Raw genomic sequence first — 18,414 nt, 5'->3', positions numbered from 1 at the left:
GAGACTATCGACGAGGTCTGACACCGCGTCTGATTTTCGGAGAAGACAGAATCCATGTGACCACACCCCAGACCGTCATCTCCGTGTATTCATGGAGAACGATGTCTGCGTAGTCAAGGTTCTCGGCGAGGAGAACCGTGCGACCCTGGATGACATCGAGTCGTTTGACTGTGTATTCGCCGTCGACGACAGCGATCACGATTTTGCCCGGGATGGGATCGATCCCCCGGTCCACGAGCAGCAGGTCGCCGTCGTTGATTCCGGCTCCGGTCATGGAATGGCCGGCTGCCTTCCAGACGAATGTGGAGGCCGGGTCGCGGACCATGTGTTTGATGAGATCAAGGTCTCCGGACCAATATCCCTCTGCAGGGCTGGGGAAGCCGCAGGCCACCGCTTCCGGCGCGAGCGGAAGTATCAGCGGCTCGTCGAGCGCCAGGGGTTCTGGCTGCGAGGCCTGCATATCCACTTCCTTTTAGAACGTATGTTCGATAGTAGATCGTACGCCCGGACGGAGACGGCACACAACGCCAGCGGGAATCCAGGCCACCGAGGTGGCGCTTGGGCGGCAACCCGAAGGGCTTCGAATCCGGACAGCAGGCAGAAAAAGGCCCCGGTGCGCTTTACGCGCGCCGGGGCCTTCTTTTTTCGCATGGATGGATATGCGAATCATGTTTGGCGGCCCTGGCTCTGGGGTCGAGAAGCCAAGGCCGCCTGGGTGCACACGATCAGACGCTGATCGGGTGGTGTGGATGACTCTATCCTCCTGAATGGTCCATTCGCAAAGATCACTCATGCCGACATTGTCGCCTCTCGTGACAGCGAGTCGAATGGCGATAGAATGGACTCATACATCAGTCGAATACGACAGAAGAGGTGAGACATGACCGTCGCCCAGGAGTCAAAGTTGGCTGCTCGATCCGGTATTGCCCGACCGTCCGGGGGCGGGCCGGGCGTCGATCATAACGGCAACGACCGCCGGGAGCGGGCCTTCACTCGTTTGTCGAGGGACGAGAAGCAGCGGGCCGAGTACTGGGCTGACCGGCGCGATTACGACTCGGTCAACGAGTATATTGCTGAGGCTGTAGCCGAGAAGATCGAACGTGAGAATCTCGACTTCGACATCCCGGACATTCTCACCGCCCGCATCAACCAGGTCATTGACGAGCTCAAGGCCGTCTCGACGAACACCGCGAATTTGGAGCGGGTTGTCACCATGGGCTTCGACTCCCTCATCGGCTTGACCCGCGGCGACAACTACCTGCTCGATGAAGAGAATGGGGAACTGACGTGAGCCAGGACCTGAACGAAATCATGCCCTCGACCGATGAACGCATGGACATCGATACGTCATTCCTTGACGCCTATCGCACCGGCGGCAGCGATGGTCTGAAGAAGGCCCAGGCCAGGGCGCTCGAGCAGGAGGAGTCCGGTAAGGATCTTCAACCGAATCCTGACGCTGCTTCCGGTGATCTCGAGCGCGAAGGATCGTCCACACAACACGGCGGCTCCGGTTCATCCGGCGCAACCGGGACAGCTGCGTCCCAGCCGGGAGAGGCAGCAGCCCCTCAGGCGCACGATGATGCGGAGGATCTCTCCGACGCGACCGACGTGCTCGCTCCCCCGATGCCTCCGCATGCGGAGGCGAACCTCACACCCCCGGTCCCGCTCCAGCACACCGACCATCAGGAGGCCGTTCAGAGCGCGGCGGCGAGAGGTGGTTCGGACGGAGGGGACGAAGGCGACAGCGTGACGCTCCCCCAGACCGGATTCCGTCTCTCCGGTGTCAAAAGCCAGCCGGCAGTCCGGGCTTTGCCCGAGGTCCTGGTCGGCACACTGCGCGAGCAACTGCGCTCTGCGGCTGTTCGGGAGTTTGGCGCAAGCGATGCGGCCGCCAGGGAGTTCACCGAGCGTCTGAGCCAGGCAAGTCTGGTCACGGCCTTCCTGCTGGCTCAACTGGACCTCGGCTTGGACGTCGACGCGGCTACGCGCCGGGCGGCGCAGCTGTTCCGGTCAAGAGATCCGTTGCTGGGCAGCATCGCGGCCCGCATGGAGAACCTCGAACGGCGTGAGCGCGAGCGGAACGAGGGTCTGGCGGGTCTGCGCGAGCAGGTGGGCGAAGTGAAGGACGCCAGTGCCGCTATCGAGCAGGCGCTTGCTTATTCGATTGCGGACCGCACGAGCAATTTTCTGCGCGGCTCACACAACATCCATGACGCCCCGATCATCCACAAGGATGCGCTCTTCGTACGCGACAAGGTGCGGGAGGAAACGAAGAAACAGGCGAGGATCGAACGGGAGCGTGAAGGGCGGCCGATCAGGTGAGTAGTGGTATTCAGGCTCGTATGAGCGCAGATGCCGAGCGGTTCTGGGCGAAAGTCGACAAGGAAGCCGGGGCCCAGGACGGCACCGGCTGCTGGCTCTGGTCCGCGTCAGGCCGCTTCGGTCTGGCGCACGGGCGGTCCTCGGTCACGCTTCGCCGCTTCGCGTGGGCGGCGCTTCAGGAGGATCTGGGTCTTGAGCCGCTGACACAGGATCAGATCCTGCGCATGAGCTGTAGCCGGAGCGACTGCGTGAATCCGGAGCATATGGAGATGGCCTCGAAGCCATTGCGCCGCCCGGGCAGCACGAGCTGCGCCCGTGGGCACGCGATGAATGAGGAGAACGGCTATTGGGCCAAGGACGGCACCTGGGTCTGTCGACCATGCAAGCGCGACCATTTTCGCCGGTACCGCCAGGATCCCGGATTCCTGGCGAAGCAGTCTGCGGCCAGCGCCCGGTACATCGCCGCCGATCCGCAACGGGCCGAGCACAAGAGGCAGCGCCAGCTGCAGCGGTACCGGGATGACCCGGAATACCGCACAAGGATCAAGGCCGCAGCCCGCGCGAGGCGTGAGCGTTTGAAGGCAGAAGCTGACAGGACGAAGAACAAGAAGGAGAGCAAGGGTGGCTGAGACTCTGTTCCCGAAGAGGCAGCGGTGCAAGGGGTGCGGCAAGGGACTGGGGCTTCGTCCCCAGGATCAGGTGCTGCTCGGCTTGTTCTGTGCATCGAAGTGCGCCGGGATGGCGAATCCTGCCGCCCGGCCTCAGGACGCTCCGCGCGAGTGCATGACGGTGCGCGACGGCAGGGAGGTTTTCAAGCGGCGCTATCGCAGCGAGTCAGAGATCCCGGACAGGCTGCGCGGAGATCCTTCGACGAGCTGGTACTCCTGCGGACACTGCGGGCACCTTCATATCGGCCATACAAGGATGGGGACCACCGAGAAGTTCCGGATGTTCGAGGACCTTGGGGAGGATCTTCCGGACCTGCTGGTCAAGCTCCGCGGGAAAGCGACACACAAGCAAGTCGCCGAGGTCGCAGGAATCCGGCCGAGACGGCTCAAAGAGCTGGAGACGGGTATTGACCATCACGAGGGCCTGAGGACACTGGGCAAGGTGCTCAAGGTCTATCGCGTCCGACTCGGCGTGGCACTGCCGGCCGGGCGCTGAATCTTCGCGGCATGGGCATCCCCGAGGACTGGGCCGATGATCCCTTCTGGAGCCGACACCTGAACTAAGCGTTCAGCAGCGCTCAAGACTGACTGACGAGTCGACCTTCCTTCATGTCGTCGCGCAGCTGAGAGAGCATGTACCAGTGCGGGCCTTTGGGCTTGAGGGAGATGTGGTGCTGGTGTTCCTCGCCGTCCTCGTCCCAGTCAAGGACCATCTCCGGGCGCTTCAGTAACCCTTGGTATTCGTCTACGTCGGCACGGATCTCGACGCGCACGCGTTCGTCTCCCGGCGGCACCAGCAGGACCGCGACATCGCCTTCGTAGCTCAGTGCGACCTCCTGGGCAAGGAGTCGGCGCACATCTGCAGTAGTGATCTCCCCGCGGGTGACGTCAAAGACATTCTTGCCGTGCGTGGTGGTCTCCCAGGCGTCGATGCACTCGATCAGCAGAGCGCTGGCCTGCGCAATACGGATGACGTCGGCCTCGTCCGGGGGCCAGCTTCCTTCCTGCATGTCCACGAGCATGCTGCGGAAGTCCTGGGGCGAGCGTAGGAAAGTCTGGTCGAGGGCCATGGTTCGTGCTCCTGGGGTCGGGCGAGGGCGTACGGCCCTTTAAACGTTACCCCCGTTCAGGGACGTACAGCAGGAGCAAATCCCGGTTCGCAACACGTGCCGGCATCGCTGACTTCCGTTTTGACAGACGCTCATGCGACTCGTCTTTGACTCGCCATTCGATAGGTCACTCGATAGACTTATGACTGATTTACGAGTAATCGACGAGAAGGAGTCATGATGGTTGTCGGAATCCTTACGGAGAAGCCGAGCGCGGCGCGGCACTTCGCTGCGGCCCTTGGTGGAACGAGCGGCACGTACAACGGGGAGCAGTTCGTGATCGCCCATGCACGGGGGCATCTGTACGAATTCGTTGATCCGCACAAGATGGTCGGCGACCCGGGTCTGGCGGATAAGTACCGGACTTGGGATCTGGGTAGTCTGCCGTGGAATCCGGACGACCTCGACTGGAAGCTCGAGGTGATCAAGGATGCAGGCTCGGTCGCACAGGACGTCAAGCGCACATTGGCCAAATGCGACGAGATCGTGATCGCCACCGACGTCGATCCCACGGGCGAGGGCGGCATGATTGCGGTGAACGCCTTCCTCGAGCTGGGCCTCAGAGCGAAGACCTGGTCGCGCATGTACTTCACGGACGAGGCCGCCGCTTCACTGCAGAAGGCGTTTGCAGCCCGCAAGACGATCCCGTCGCTGTTGGACTTCGATGAGTACAAGAAGGCGCGCTACCGCTCCCAGTTTGATTTGCTCTCCATGCAGTTCACGCGCATTGCCACGAACATGGCCCGTCAATCGGGACAGAACACCGTGTTGCGGCAGGGGCGACTCAAGAGCGCGATGGTCAAGCTGGTCGGCGACCAGCTGAAGGAGTACAACGACTACGTCAAGAAGCCGTTCTTCCAGAACCGTTTTCGCGATGAGAACGACGTGATGTACACGAACCAGGAGGAGCCGCGGTTCGACAAGAAGGACCAGGTGCCGAATCAGTACGGCCCCTCCCCCGTGGTGCTCGACGGCAAGGCGAAAAAGCAGACTGCTCCGCCGAAGCTGCTGGACCTTGCAGCGTTGTCCTCGCTCCTGGTCGGCAAGGGCATCAAGGCCCAGCTGGTGCTTTCGACGTACCAGAAGATGTATGAGGCGCAGGTCGTGAGCTACCCGCGTACCGAGGATAAGACGATCACCCCCGAGCAATTCAATGAGCTCGCGCCTCTCGTGGACAGGATCGCCGGGGTGGTGGGCGTGGACACGAAGCTGCTTACGCACCGCGGGCCGCGGAAGACGCACGTGAAGCCGCAGGGCGCGCACGGTGCGAACCGGCCGGGCCCGAAGGTGCCTTCCTCGCTGGACGACGTCGAGCAGCGCTTCGGCAAAGCCGGCCGTCTGATCTACGAAACCTTGGGCAAGAACTACCTGGCGATGGTGGCCGAGGACTATATCTACGAGCAGCAGAAGGGTCACGTCGAGAAGTATCCGGACTTCGCGGGCATCGCAAACGTCCCGCTCTCTGCGGGTTGGAAGGCGGTCTTCGATCCGGACGCAGGTGACGACTCGGCCGAGGGCGACGAGAACGAGTCGGCCAAGGGCCTGGGCACCAATGCGGAGCCGTTCGTCTTCGAGGGGGCAAACAAGCGTGCCGAGCACCCGAGCATGAAGTGGCTGATGAAGCAGCTGGAGAAGCGTGACGTGGGCACCGGTGCAACGCGCACCAGCACCTACTCCGAGGTCACCAGTACCAAGACGAAGTACCCGCTGTTGGTCGAGAAGGGACGCAAGCTCACTCTCGCCGAGGCCGGGGACATGAGCTGGCGGCTCCTCCCAGGCACTCGGATCGGCGACCTTGCACTGACCGAAAAGGTCTACGCGGACATGAAGGACATCGCCGCCGGGACGGCGACGGCTGAGGAACGCCTCGCAGTCGTAGCCGGATGGGTACGCGAGGACATCGCCACGATGCAGAAGAACGTCGCCGTGATGCGCTCCGAGCTCGGATTGAAGGAGGAGGCTGTCGTCCAGAAGGAGCGCGCACAGGGCACCTGGTCGAAAACCGGCAAATCAGTGGTCTTTGCTCGCGAATGGGGCGGCCACCGTTTCTCCGATGATGAAGTCGTCAAGCTGCTGTCCGGAGAGACGATCGAGTTCTCAGCCACCAGCAGCACAGGGAGCAGCTACGAGGTCTTCGGCGTACTCGGCGAGGGCACGTTCAAGGGGCGGAAGTTCGTCGGGTTCCAGAAGCAGGGGTTCGGCCGCCGCGACGCGAACGGCAACGCCCTGCCGCCTGCGTCCTGGTGCCAGTACAGCTTCACGCAGGACGAGATCGACCGGCTGATGGCCGGCGAGGGCGTTGAGTCCAGCGACTTCGTTTCGCAGAAGGGTAACCGGTTCCAGTGCAAGGTCTTTTTCAAAGAGGAGAAGAAGGGCGGCGGTAAGAAGATCGTCCCTGATTTCGAGGCCTCCCTGGACACACCGCCGAAGAGCTGGTGTGGTGTGGCGTTCACTGATGACCAGCTCGCAGCACTGGCCGCGGGTAAGACGATCAAGGGTAAGGGCTTCACTTCGAGTAAGGGTAAGAAGTTTGACGCAACCTTGGCATGGAAGGACGAGGGCGGGAAGAGGAAGCTCGTCCCATCGTTCAGCTGATTCTCTGCGAAGGATCCAATCGACTGGTCATTGAGTAATCATTCAATAGATGCTCGGATAGTCTGATACTGCGCAATCTAGCGGAAAAGTGGCACCGCCCAATAACCTCGGACCGCGAGTCCCCTGTTATTGGGCGGTGCCATTTGCATGTCAGTCGTACTCGATTCGACTGGTCACTCTAAGGTAGAGTAGTCATGTATCCCTCGTCTATGAGGGCATTCGGGCAGGGGCGGACAAATCCGCGGGTAGCAGGGAGAGATTCATGGCCAAGACGTCGTACAAGGTGCCGACGAGCCTCAACCGGTCGTTCCTTGACCACGAGATCACGCTGAGCAAGGGCGGCTGGGCGGCGAAACCCTCCCCCATCAAGCAGCTGCTCTTCTTCGGCGGCGGTGTGCTGGCTGTGCTGTGGATCATCACGCAGACGTTTGTGGCGAGCTCGGGGCCGGTGTTCATCACCTTCTTCGTCATTTGGGCCCTGTTGGCGATCGGCTACTTCGGAGGCATGACGAAGACCAAGGAGCTGCGGGCGATGACTATTCCCGCTCTGCTTGCCTATCTTTCCTCCAGGGCACGGACGGTTTACACCCGTCGCAGCTCTGATCCGAGCGACTTCTACTCGATAGTGGGCATCGACGGAATCGAGGAGGACGGCCGGATCCACTACTCCGACGGGGGTGAGGGCCAGGTCTACCTGGTCGTCGGTTCGGCGTCCTACCTGCTCTTCGACGAGGACCGGATTGGAATCCTGGACAGGGTCGATGCCTTCTGGCGCAAGATCGGGTCGACCTGTGAATGGTCCTTCATCACTACGAAGGAGCCGCAGCGGATCTACCACCAGGTTGCCTCACTTGAGGAGCGGAACCATGTGCTCCAGGTCCGGGACCCGGATCTTATCGAGTTGCAGAACGAGCAGTACGACATTCTCACTCAACATGTCGGCGGGAAGTTCACCTCGATACACCAGTACCTGCTGCTCAGGGGAAAGAGCGCGGACGCTCTGCGCGGGGCCCACATGGTGCTGCAGGCCGAGGTCGAGGGGTCGGCGCTGATGATCAAGGAGGCGACGGTCCTCGACCGCTGGGAGACCGAACCCATGCTCCGGGTCTTCTACCAGGGAATTGATGACGAACTGCCCTCTCTCAAAGCATCGCTGAGCTGAGACCGGCCGACTGAGACGAACGACGACAAGGACGACGGACGACATGGCGCTGATGACAAAGGCCCGGGCGCAGTTGGGTATCCCGGGAAAGAAGAACAAGAACGAGGACACGGCTCCCGCACCGTCGGTCGAAGAATCGGAGGCGGTCCTCGAGGGTGTTCCAGCTGTCGAGGAGGAGCCGGCCGAGCCGAAGAAGAACTGGTGGCAGCGCCGCCAGGAAATGAAGAAGCTGGAGGGGCGGTTCGACTCGTATCCGCACCTGTTGGCACTCAAGCCGCGCGAGAAATACCTCTTCCGCTCTGATTACTTTGAGGTCGATGGATCGGTCGGCTGCGTACTCGCGTACTTCCACGATGACGCGGCGCACGACAATTTCGCCGCGTTCTGGGGCATTGACAGGATCCCGGACGGTCTCGACGACCGAGTCACCGCGGTGGTCCTGGAGCAGGTGCGCCGGATGGACGAGAAGTGGGTCGACCAATTCACGAAGCAGTCAGAGAAGCTGGACCGGCTGGACTCGAACGAGCAGGCGGAGACGGGCACGACTTCCTCGAAGCGAAAGGCCGCGAAGGTTACCTCGGACCTCGAGGTGACCATCGGCGAAATCCAGGACGGCGCGAGCTACCTCTCGGTACACAACCGGCTTTTCCTCAAGGCTCCTGATCTGCAGATTCTGGAGGATTCGATCAACAGGGTCACCCGGCTCTACATCGACCGCTTCGGCACGCTCAAGGCTGAACCGTATGCCGGCGAACAGCGCCAGGAGCTCTCCAGCCTGTTCAAGACCAACGAAAAGAAGCGCGGCAAGGGCTTTCATTACACCTCGACGGAGCTGGCAGGCTCTTACTCACTGGTGACCAACGGGCTCAACGACAAGGGCGGCGAGTACGTCGGTTACATGGTCGGTGACGTCAACAATTCAGCTGTGCTCATGGACGTGAACCGGTATGAGCATCACGTGGTCGTAGCCGATACGACGCTCAGTGGATATCTGGACCGGCAGCGCGTTTCGAATATGTGGTGCTCGAAGCTCTCGCAGGCCTGCATGCTCGGCAACGGCGCGGTGGTTCATCTGGTCCTCGATGGGGCGAATCTGGACAAGCTGGGGCCGAAGTTCGAGCGACTGACCTCCCGCGTGGACCTGAACCGTGGCGATGTGAACCCTTTCGAGATGTTCGGTGAAGAGGACGACGAGCTTACCGTTTTTGCCGCACAGATGGAGAAGCTCAAACTGATGTTCGAGCAGCTCTACGAATCGACCGATGGCTCTGTGGCCTCGATCATCCGCAGCGCGCTGGAAGACACCGCAACGGATTTCTATGTCGAGCAGGGCATGTGGCGGCACAACGCCAAGGAGCAGCGACGCCGCCTGCGCGTGGTGAACATCCCGCACCAGCAGGTACCGCGGCTGCAGATGTTCGTGTCGTACCTCGACACCGCGCACAAGGCACTGCTGAACTCGGGCAAGACCGACCCTGACCAGCTGCGTGCATACAACGTGCTCAAGGGCATCGCATCGAACATGCTCTCGACGAACGGTGATCTGTTCAACAACCACACTGCCTCGGCGGTCGACGGGATCCGGGATGCCAAGCGTGTGGTCTATGACTTCTCCCGGCTGATGCGTCGCGGCAAGGGTGTGGCCATGGCCCAGCTGGTCAACATCGTCGGCTTCGCGGTCGGCAGATTGGGTCTCGGGGACACCTTGGTAATCCATGGCACTGAGCAGATCGATGACCGGGTGAAGAAGTACCTGCGCGATCAGTTTGATCACATGCACGAGCGTGGCGGCCGTGTGGTCTACAGCTACAACGACGTCGACACGATGCTTGAGGATTCGGGTTTCAACAAGTTTGACGCTGCGGATTACACGCTCTTCGGCCCGATGCGCGACCGCACGGTGGCGGAGTACCAAAAACAGCTGCACCAGCAGATCCCGCCGGATCTCGCCCAACTCATCACGACCAAGGGCGAGAACCTCACATACCTGCGCCGCGACGTCTCGAATGTGGTTTTCCACCTCGATCTGGCGCTGGGGATCAATCCCTACCGCGAGGCCCAGCGCAGGCAGGTGCGGCTCGAGGCGGCCAAAGCCGAGGAGTCGGCCCGGATGGACCAGCTGATGAAGGAGAAGCCGGCCCCGGGAGCGAAGCTCACCAGCGCCCGCCAGAACGTCGAGCCCGAGGAGGACGGATCCAAGAGTTCAATTCGGGAAGCGGCGAAAAAGAAGAGCCTGAAGAAGACCGGCGAGGTTCCGCAGAAGTTGCGCAAGCCATGAGCGCCATCACGGACAGAGAGGAAAAGATGAACGGGATCACCACGCTTGTGGCGCGGATCCGGGGTGGAGCAGATGCCCGGGGACCGCTGGCGCGCGTCCTTGCCCTGGCGCTGCTTATGGCGCTGGTTCTGCCACTGTTGATGACGGTATTCGCGCCAACGGCACACGCAGAAGAGGAGCGCGACAACTACTCGCTGTATAACCTCTCATCCAACGCTGCAAACTACTTCAACAAGGAGAACTCTCCGGACAACGACAATGCGCCCGATGAGCGGATGACCGAGACATGGAGGGAGATCACGGGCAACCCGGCCACCGGTGGCGACATGCTTGGCTACGCCGACCCTGAGTTCAACCTCTTCAACGTCGTCGGATGGCTCTACGCGGAGGCGACGGGTTCCACGCAGACGATCAAGTATGACTCGTTGAGGGTGTCCGGCGGCAACGGCGCGAATGTCTACTCCGGCATGCTCGACTACGCCCACTTCGGCGCGGCGAACGCCGACCTCGGACTGGACACCATGTCCACGGGCGTCGGCGGGCAGATCCTGTCGCTGATCGGTGGCGGAATCATGCTGATCCTCTACTCCCTGGCACTGCTTGTGAGTACGTGCTTCTGGCTCGTCATCCAGCTGCTGAAGGTTGTGAACCCGTTCATGTGGTTCTACCAGGCGGTCAAGGTCACGGCGGATTCGGGCGGGAGCACCTCCAGTTCGCACCAGCAGGAACTGGCAGAAGGGATGACCGGAGGCGACTCCGGAGGAGGCGCACTGGCGGGTCTGCAGCATTGGATCGCGGGTTGGTACAGCTTGCTTCAGTCCATCGCCTGGGAAGCGCTGGTCCCGCTGTTCATCGCCTTCCTGCTCATCGGCCTGGTTCTGTTCAAGAAGATGGATCGCGGTTCCGCGATCAAGAAGCTGGTCATCCGCGTTGTCTTTATCGGCGTAGGTCTGCCGCTGATGGGCTCCATGTACACCGGCGTCCTCGATAAGTTCGACGACTCGGTATGGGGCTCGCAGGCCGGGCCGACCAGGGTGGTCCTCTCGACCTACGTCGATTTCGACGCATGGATGATGAATGATCGTCTGGCTGTACCTGAGGGCGCTGTGGTTGCCTGGAACGGCGACCAGGCGAGCAACGACGCGATGATGGGAGTGCGCACGAGCGCCCTGGCCATCAATCGCCAGGCACATGGCTCCCTGTTCTCCAGCATCAATGTCGGGACGAAGCCCGGAGACGCCGGCTCGGCATGGCGTGATGGCAGCGCGTCCTACGGCCGCCCCGACGGCTGCACGATCGGTGCGGACGGTAAGGAATCGGCTCAGTGCAACGTCGACCAGGATGCGGCAGCAATCGGTGCAACGTACGGGATGCTCGGCCGCTACATTGTCGGCGAAAAGGCCTCGGCTTCCGATTTCGAGTCGTCGATCAAGAGCTCGATCATGGCCCTGGTTGTGGACTCGGATGTCAAGAAGGAATGGTTCATCGACAAGGCGAGTTATGGCGACAGCGAGCGGTTCGGTGACGAGGGTGACTACATCCCGACCAATCACCCGATACTGGCAGTGAACGGCCCCGGCTTGACCTCGTCAAACCCCGGCGGGGACTCGAAGGTCTTTACCTCGCTGGGCACGAAGCACGGTTGCGGGCTCAGGGTCTGGGAGAATGACGCCCCGGTTTCATGCAACATGTCGGCGATGTCCGCCTACAACTACCTGAACACGGGCTTCGACGCTTCGTCCATGACCCTGTTCAGTTCGAACAACGTCACCAGCGGACTGACCCGCGAGGACCACATGGCCGTCAGCCAGGTGGGCACCGGACCGGCGAAGTTCATGTACTGGTCCAACGCGGCAACCGTTCTCGGCTCACTCGTCCTGCTTGGCTTCTGGTACGCCATCGGCATGCTGGCCGGTGCGATCAAGCGCACCTTCAGTCTTGTGGCGGCGATTCCGTTCGCCACGATTGGTGCGCTGGCAGCCATCAGCAAGGTGATCGTCTATTCGATCGCGCTGGTTCTCGAGGTACTCGTAACGCTGTTCATCTACCAGTTCGTCTCGGAGCTGCTGATCTCGATCCCTGACATCATCGCCGGACCCGTGTCGGCGCTGATGGCGAAGGATGGCATCTGGGGCAGTGGCATGCTCGGCGGAATCATCGTGGTGGTCCTCACCCTGATCTCCTCACTTCTGGTCATGGGTGTCACGGTCGCTCTCCTGCGGGTGCGCAAGGTCGTGCTGCAAGCGATGGACGAAGTGTTCACCAAGATCGTGGACAAGTTCCTAGAGACGAACACCGCACCGAAGCCGGACAAGAGCGGCCTGCTCCCGTCGCTGGCCGCCGGGGCCGGAGCCGGTGCGGGCATGGCCATGGGCAACAAGCTTGCCTCGGGAGTCGGCAGCAAACTTGGCGGCTCGAAGTCCCCGACGTCCGGCGGCAACCCGGGCGGCGGCAAGACTGCGTCGACAAACGCCGGCGGCCTGAACAGCGACCACCAGGCACTGCCTGCTGGCAAGGGCGGACTCGCGCTCGACGGCGGCAATGATCCGGACAGCCCGTCGAGCGGCGGCGGGGATGATGGTCCTCGGCCTCTGCCCTCGGGTGGTGGCGGCGACGTCCGCGCGTTGCCTTCCAGTAGCGGCTCCGACGGCCCTGCGGGCTCGAAGGGCTCTGACGGTGGCGACAAGGGCGGTCCTTTGCAGCTCACGAGCGGTAACCCTGGCAGTTCACGCTCCGATAAGGAGACCGCGCAGAGCCTCAGTGGCAAGGGTGGGCTGTCGAACCTCGGTTACAGCACCGGTAGCCAGCAGGGCTCGCGTGGAAGCGCCGAAGGCCAGTCCGGTCGCCCGGGCGCGGGACAGGGCCAGGGGGGCACCGGCCAGGCCGGTACCGGTGGACAGGGCGCTCAGCGCGCCTCTTCCCGCGGCGGCGAGGTCACTGGTGGTCAGACCAGCTTTGGACTTGGCGGCGGCGTTGTTCAGCGTGCTCCGGGCACGAAGCAGTCGGGTCAGAGCACCGGCGAGGGCAACGGCCGGAACGGTGGAATCCAGGCTGCATCCGAGAACGCTATGCGTACTAGTGGCGGCCGGACCAACGGGGCCGACCAGACGGGACCGACCCAGTTCGGCTCCGGTCCGCAGGGCGGGGCTTCGGCTTCCTCGAACCCGGCTCAGCACGGTTCCAAGGGTGCGCGCTTCTCCGCTGGCACCAGCGGTCCGGCCCAGCTGAACCCGGGCCGTGCGGGCACGCCGGCGAATCAGGCCGCTCCGGGCACTCCGGGTGCGGCAGGCACTGCCTCGACCAAGGCTCCACAGGCAGCCTCCGGTACTCGCTCTGTCTCCCCTGTGCAGGGTTCGACGGTCCAGGGGCAGGCGAACCAGGTGGCGCAGCCGATCCAAGCAATGGGCGGACGTCGTGCGGCCGGCCGTTCGGACGTGCAGCAGCCGGACGCAAAGCGTCCGCAGCCGCAGGCTCCGTCGTCGGCTCCGGCTCCGGCTCCACGTCAGGACGGAGGACGGAAGGTCGCCTCGACGACGGCTGTTCGTCCACAGCAGGGCCAGCGTCGGGAACAGGCTGATCGGTCGGTGGCTTCGGGCGCAGCCCCGCAGCCGTCCGCCCTGGTTTCGGCTCCAGCTGGCAATCCGAGGAAGATCCCGACCGTGAACAGCCGTCAGGCTCGCAACGCAGGGGCCCCTCGGACGCCCGCCCAGGTGGAGGCACAGCCGCAGCAACAGAGTCCGGCTCGGTCGCGCCGCGCGGCAGACCGTGCTCCGAAGCGCACGGACGGTCCGGTTGCACAGCGTGAGTCTGATGAGTCGAAGGACTGATCGGCAGTTGTAGAAGCCGAGAGAGGCGCATCCGATCACCGCCGGATGCGCCTTTCTCACCGTCCAGGCCAGACGAAGGAAGAGAGCATGACGAGTCTTAGATCCAAGGTGCGCGACGAGTTTCCGCGAGGCTGGTGGCGATCAGGAGTTTGGTGGGTTGCTGGCTTGCGGGAGCTGGGGCTGAATTGCCTGGCTGCCGTTGGGGCCTGGCTTTTTACTCGCGAAGCGCTCCACCTTGTACGTGGGCGGGATACGCCACGCGAGCTCACAGAGGGCCGTGTCCCGGTCGAGGGTTGGATCGCAGGGTTCCTGGTGGGCCTGGCAGGCTTTGGGTGCATGGTTGCCCTGGCGACGCAGGACAGCGCGTTGGTCCAGGGGTACCTCCTGGCTCTGCTGACGGTGGGGATCCTGTGGTTCCTGGCCAACATTGCGGTGTCGGTCACGGCGCTGGCAGTTATCGCCAGGTCGCGGATCAGACACCGGGAGGCCTGGGAGGATCTGGACTTCATCGAGGCAAACCTGCCGAAGAACGGTCGTCCGCCGGAGACGGTGGATGAGTACCGTGCCCATCATCTGAAGGCGCGGCGGTAGAGCCGGAGGAAACAAGAGACCCCGTGGACGCGATGTCCACTGGGTCTTCATTTTGTTGACCGTCCTGCCAGGGTTCAATCTCTCTTTGGTTGTTCGAACAGTCGACTCATCTGGTCAAGATTTTGATCACTGAATACTCCGGACACGAGGTCGGCAGGGCGCTCAGGTGGCAGTTCTGACTTGAGTGTCAGCTTCACGTAACCCTTGGTCGGTCTCGACTCGATGACGTAAACAATTTCGTGGATTGCCGTCACCGCACCTTGATGCGAGCCTGTCGTCGTCTCGTGGGTCAGCACTCTGAAACCGGATCTGTGTCCGATGTAATCGAAGAACCGCTCCAGCGTTTCCTTCTCGATCAGGCGGGCTTCCTGAGCATCGCGACCCGAGATCTCGATCCGCTGGATATGCGTGCAGTCGACGTCCTCCGTCGGCCGGCGGACGTCATCGAAGTCCCACGTGGCACGCGCGGCCCTCAGCTGTTCAGAGCTGGGGTAGGCGACTCGACCCTGGTAGTACCTGGTCTTTGCTATGAGGGTCATGCTGGTTCTCCTGTGGCAGCGGTTCCGGGCGAAGCGGGTGAAAAAAGAGAACCCCGTGGACGGTATGTCCACGGGGTTCTGGTCGGCTGAACTGATCGTGGCTCTGAGGTTTGGCCTCAGCTGCAGGCCTTGGCTGCTACAGCCTTGCCCTCGTCACCGTCGACAGGTGCGAACTCCGGGTCATCGACACCGGAACTGAAGATGTAGCTCAATGCGATCGAATCGGTTCGGATGGAGATCGATCCGGGTCCTGCATCCTCACCGGTTCGGTTGGAGCCGTTGTTGTCATCCCATGTCACCGACGTCCGGCCCTCGTCGATCGTGCCGGTCGAGACGACGCGGTATGCATCTTTGTCGTTGCGGTGATTGAGATCCATCGAGCCGGCCCGCGCAGCTTCGAGAAGCGCAGTGGTGCTGGTGCAGGTGCTGCCCTTATCACTCGTCGGGGTGGCGTAGATGATCGAACTGCCGTCCACGACGAGGACGTCGCCGCCGCCGTTCGGACCCTTGGTCGCTATCCACGCGCCGTCGGCGTTGCTGGTGGTATTGCTGCTGCCACCGGCAGCGCCGCCACAGCCGGTGAGCACGAGGCCCAGGGCAGCCAGGGCCGCAGCGGTCGCGGCCAACTTCGTCCGCGTCACGTGTGCGGTCCTGATGGTGTGCATGATCTTGTCCTTTACGTCGTGTGTTGTTTGGTGATGTGGGTGTACAGGGGGTTTCAGCCGTTATTCGTCACGAGCGGTGATCGGCGTGCGGCGGAGCGACATCAGTACGAGAACGCCGCAGCCGGCGACCACGACCGACAGCATGGTCAGCAGGACCAGGCCGAGGCCGATCGATACACCGGACTGGCTGCTGACGGAGGCCATGTTGCCGAAGCCGTTGATCATCCCGACGAGCCCGGCGACGACGCCGGATGCGCCGGCGGCGATACGGGCCCACTTCGCCTTCACGACGAAGGTCGCGATGGACGAGCCGATGACGACGAGCATGAGGAACAGGATGAAGCCGCCGTCGCTCTGGTCGAGCTCTTTGCTGAAGAAGTTCACTGAAGCGCCGAACATCGAGGCGATCGGCAGGAACAGCGAAATGATGGCCAGGAATGCGGCAACCGGCAGTATCCGCGGTGCCCGGGCGATCCAGCGCTGCAGGCTGCCCTGCGGGTCCTTGCGCTGCTCTTCGAATGCGGCCCTGGCAGAGTGCGTAGCATTCTGCGCTGCGGGGGCGACCTTCTCATTGAAGAATTCCTTGGCACCGGAGCGCTCGACAGCGGGTGCGAGCTTGGTGTCGTAAAGGCTCTTAGCACCCGCGGCGACCTGACGGGCACCGTCGGCCATCTGCTGCAGCGAGGGATCGCGGGGTCGGCGCTCAGCCGCGACGTGTCCGAGGCGCAGCGCTTCCTGGTACTCAGCCATGGTCGGTTTACGATGGTTTTCCTGCTGGAACGCGGCGGCCCACTGGTCGGCGCTCGTTGCCTGGCCTGCGCGTTGCTCTCGCGTCTGCGGCTCAGGCGCGTGTGACTGGTTCTCGCTCATAGCCGCTCCCCCTTGCGTCTCGTTCTACCCAGTGTGTCCAGGTGGTGTTTTATTCGAAGGGTCCAGCGTCTCGGCTCCACAGTTCAGCACAGCATCCCCGAGTTCCGGATCCCAAACCACGCCCGGGAGCCGAAGCTGGTCCCCACGCGCCCACCTCGACGGATTCTCTGCTCAGCTGGGCTGAGTCGGCTTTTCCACTCGTATACCTGTTTTCTCTACCAGTATGGCAGAACGTACCAGATGTACCACCTATGAAACGCCGCTCAGAGCTTTGTCTCGGCCTTTTCGAGGCAGAGCGAACAACAAGCAGAACCCCTGGCGGAGAAAGCCAGCAGAACGTCAGCCTGATGGCCTGTATGCCATTCCGGGCCGTCGGGGCCGGGCACTGTGCCACAGACGGGAAGGAGGTCGTCAGGTCTGGAGTAGAGATGGTGGACGGTGGTCAAGGTCGCGTCGGGCATGGATCCAATTCTCGCAGGTCGCCGCGATGGGGCCCGGGACGTAAGATCTGAGCATCCGGACATGATCTCTGATCCACGGCGTCCCAGCTTCTCTGGACGAGTGAGGAGAGGCGGAGTTGTGAACGAGATTTTCGGTATATTGCCCCCTCTACCCACCTCGCAACATTAGAGATTTGACCCATATCAATTGTCATAGTTTGCCCCGCTGACAGCTGTCAGGTGCGTCATGCCCACACCTTTCATGGCGTTCTTCAGGCCCTCATCCAGCGCGCTGGTGTCTCCCGTGACCATGCCGGGAAGCAGGCCCGCCGGATCAGAGGCGAGGAAGGAAGCTGCGGCAACAAACCGTTCCCGCAGTTCCTTGGCCGATCCCTGCAGTAGCGGAGATTCGTTGGGCCGCCCGGGCGGGGAGGAAGCAGTGAGGGTGCCGGCCTCCTCCCTGCCCGGATCAGGAGGGCGGAGCTTTCCTGCGGTGCGGACCAGCTGGCCCGGCACAAGGGTTCCCCAGGCCGGGCCGCCCATGACCACAAGGTGGGCACGCGTCCTGAGCAGGACGCCGCCGGTGCTGACATCCCGTGTCCAGACGGGCACCGACCAACGCTCGGGCGGTCCTGCCTGGCCGGGTGCCGCCAGTGCGCGCGGGGCTCCCGCCACTTCGACCACGGCCACCACCGACTTCCCGGACGCAATCGCCGCCGCCAGCGGACCCTCGGACCTCTGGCTGGACGCGACGGCCGAGTGCGATGCCGCGGCGGCAGCCAGGAAGAGTGCCACCGCGCTGGTGGCCAGGAAACTCCGCCGAACCGGAGTATTTTTGGCTGCCGGCGCCCCTCCTTCGCAGGCCCCGCCTCCCGATGCCCCCGTTCCCCCGGTACAGGTTCCCCCTGCCGGGTTTGCCCGTAGCCTGCGCCGGCGGAGGCCGGGCAAGGAGGGCCGGGCCGTGCGGAACAGCAGGAGCAGCCCCAAGGCCACCGCTGCGCAACATACGACCGCCAGGGCTGCAGGGGCCAGCCAGAGCCCGGCGACTGACGCAGCCCACACCGCGGCTGCCGGCAGGGTGAGGCGGACATCCGTGCGGCGGCGCGGGGCCTCACCGGGGGTGCCGGTGATTGTCCCTGCCCCGTCCTTCACTGCCCGCGCCCAGGTGTCCTTTAGGATCCGGCTCCAATATTCCAGGACACGGTGCCGGAAGGGCACTGCAAGCCCCGGCCTCCGGCGCTCGAAAGGAGCATCCCCGGAGCGGACTGCCGGATTGTCACGGGTCCCGGGAAGGCGGGCGCCTGCTTCACGGCTGCCCCCAGGACCGGGTGGAGTAGCCGGTACTTTC

At 62.9% G+C, this 18,414-nt stretch carries 15 protein-coding genes; 9 read left to right on the top strand and 6 right to left on the bottom strand.

Annotated features, from left to right (window positions below; all coding sequences use genetic code 11):
• Positions 1–4 precede the first annotated feature (4 nt).
• Entirely contained in the window at positions 5–460 is a 456-nt protein-coding gene (locus tag GK109_RS19550; protein ID WP_157242111.1) for a LexA family transcriptional regulator, read from the bottom strand.
• Positions 461–880: 420 nt separating this feature from the next.
• On the opposite strand from GK109_RS19550, the gene GK109_RS19545 reads away from it, so the two are divergent.
• Genes GK109_RS19545 through GK109_RS19530 form a run of 4 tightly spaced genes read left to right on the top strand, consistent with a single transcriptional unit; the run spans position 881 to position 3,486 of the window.
• Entirely contained in the window at positions 881–1,291 is a 411-nt protein-coding gene (locus tag GK109_RS19545; RefSeq protein ID WP_197432507.1) for a hypothetical protein, read from the top strand.
• Entirely contained in the window at positions 1,288–2,322 is a 1,035-nt protein-coding gene (locus GK109_RS19540; RefSeq protein ID WP_197432506.1) for a hypothetical protein, read from the top strand. The genes GK109_RS19545 and GK109_RS19540 overlap by 4 nt, the downstream gene beginning before the upstream one ends.
• Positions 2,323–2,342: 20 nt before the next feature.
• Complete coding sequence (locus GK109_RS19535) at positions 2,343–2,951, top strand: hypothetical protein (protein ID WP_157242110.1); 609 nt, start codon at positions 2,343–2,345, stop codon at positions 2,949–2,951.
• Positions 2,944–3,486, top strand: a complete 543-nt coding sequence (locus GK109_RS19530; protein WP_157242109.1) for a hypothetical protein — start codon at positions 2,944–2,946, stop codon at positions 3,484–3,486. The genes GK109_RS19535 and GK109_RS19530 overlap by 8 nt, the downstream gene beginning before the upstream one ends.
• A gap of 82 nt (positions 3,487–3,568) precedes the next feature.
• Here GK109_RS19530 and GK109_RS19525 read toward each other — a convergent pair whose 3' ends face one another.
• Positions 3,569–4,060, bottom strand: a complete 492-nt coding sequence (locus GK109_RS19525) for a hypothetical protein (RefSeq protein ID WP_157242108.1) — start codon at positions 4,058–4,060, stop codon at positions 3,569–3,571.
• A 216-nt stretch (positions 4,061–4,276) separates the two neighbouring features.
• On the opposite strand from GK109_RS19525, the gene GK109_RS19520 reads away from it, so the two are divergent.
• The 5 genes from GK109_RS19520 to GK109_RS19500 all read left to right on the top strand — a co-directional run bounded on the left by GK109_RS19520 (position 4,277) and on the right by GK109_RS19500 (position 14,552).
• A complete protein-coding gene (locus GK109_RS19520; protein WP_197432505.1) occupies positions 4,277–6,694 on the top strand; it encodes a type IA DNA topoisomerase in 2,418 nt (805 codons plus the stop codon).
• A 262-nt stretch (positions 6,695–6,956) separates the two neighbouring features.
• Positions 6,957–7,856: a hypothetical protein gene (locus GK109_RS19515; protein WP_157242107.1), complete on the top strand. Its 900-nt coding sequence runs from the start codon at positions 6,957–6,959 to the stop codon at positions 7,854–7,856.
• A 43-nt stretch (positions 7,857–7,899) separates the two neighbouring features.
• Positions 7,900–10,134, top strand: a complete 2,235-nt coding sequence (locus GK109_RS19510) for a hypothetical protein (RefSeq protein ID WP_197432504.1) — start codon at positions 7,900–7,902, stop codon at positions 10,132–10,134.
• Positions 10,131–13,961 (top strand): hypothetical protein, encoded by a 3,831-nt coding sequence (locus tag GK109_RS19505; protein WP_157242106.1) that lies wholly within the window; start codon positions 10,131–10,133, stop codon positions 13,959–13,961. The genes GK109_RS19510 and GK109_RS19505 overlap by 4 nt, the downstream gene beginning before the upstream one ends.
• Before the next feature lie 336 nt (positions 13,962–14,297).
• A complete protein-coding gene (locus GK109_RS19500; RefSeq protein WP_157242105.1) occupies positions 14,298–14,552 on the top strand; it encodes a hypothetical protein in 255 nt (84 codons plus the stop codon).
• A gap of 74 nt (positions 14,553–14,626) precedes the next feature.
• On the opposite strand, the gene GK109_RS19495 is transcribed toward GK109_RS19500, so the two are convergent.
• The 4 genes from GK109_RS19495 to GK109_RS19480 all read right to left on the bottom strand — a co-directional run bounded on the left by GK109_RS19495 (position 14,627) and on the right by GK109_RS19480 (position 18,218).
• Positions 14,627–15,091: a hypothetical protein gene (locus GK109_RS19495; protein WP_157242104.1), complete on the bottom strand. Its 465-nt coding sequence runs from the start codon at positions 15,089–15,091 to the stop codon at positions 14,627–14,629.
• A gap of 116 nt (positions 15,092–15,207) precedes the next feature.
• Complete coding sequence (locus GK109_RS19490; protein WP_157242103.1) at positions 15,208–15,756, bottom strand: hypothetical protein; 549 nt, start codon at positions 15,754–15,756, stop codon at positions 15,208–15,210.
• Between the two features lie 60 nt (positions 15,757–15,816).
• Complete coding sequence (locus GK109_RS19485) at positions 15,817–16,626, bottom strand: hypothetical protein (RefSeq protein WP_157242102.1); 810 nt, start codon at positions 16,624–16,626, stop codon at positions 15,817–15,819.
• Between the two features lie 644 nt (positions 16,627–17,270).
• Positions 17,271–18,218: a hypothetical protein gene (locus tag GK109_RS19480; RefSeq protein ID WP_157242101.1), complete on the bottom strand. Its 948-nt coding sequence runs from the start codon at positions 18,216–18,218 to the stop codon at positions 17,271–17,273.
• Positions 18,219–18,414 lie beyond the last annotated feature (196 nt).

The sequence above is a fragment of the Pseudarthrobacter sp. GA104 genome, assembly GCF_009741265.1.
GTDB lineage: Bacteria > Actinomycetota > Actinomycetes > Actinomycetales > Micrococcaceae > Arthrobacter.
This window is presented reverse-complemented; position numbering and strand designations above follow the sequence as displayed.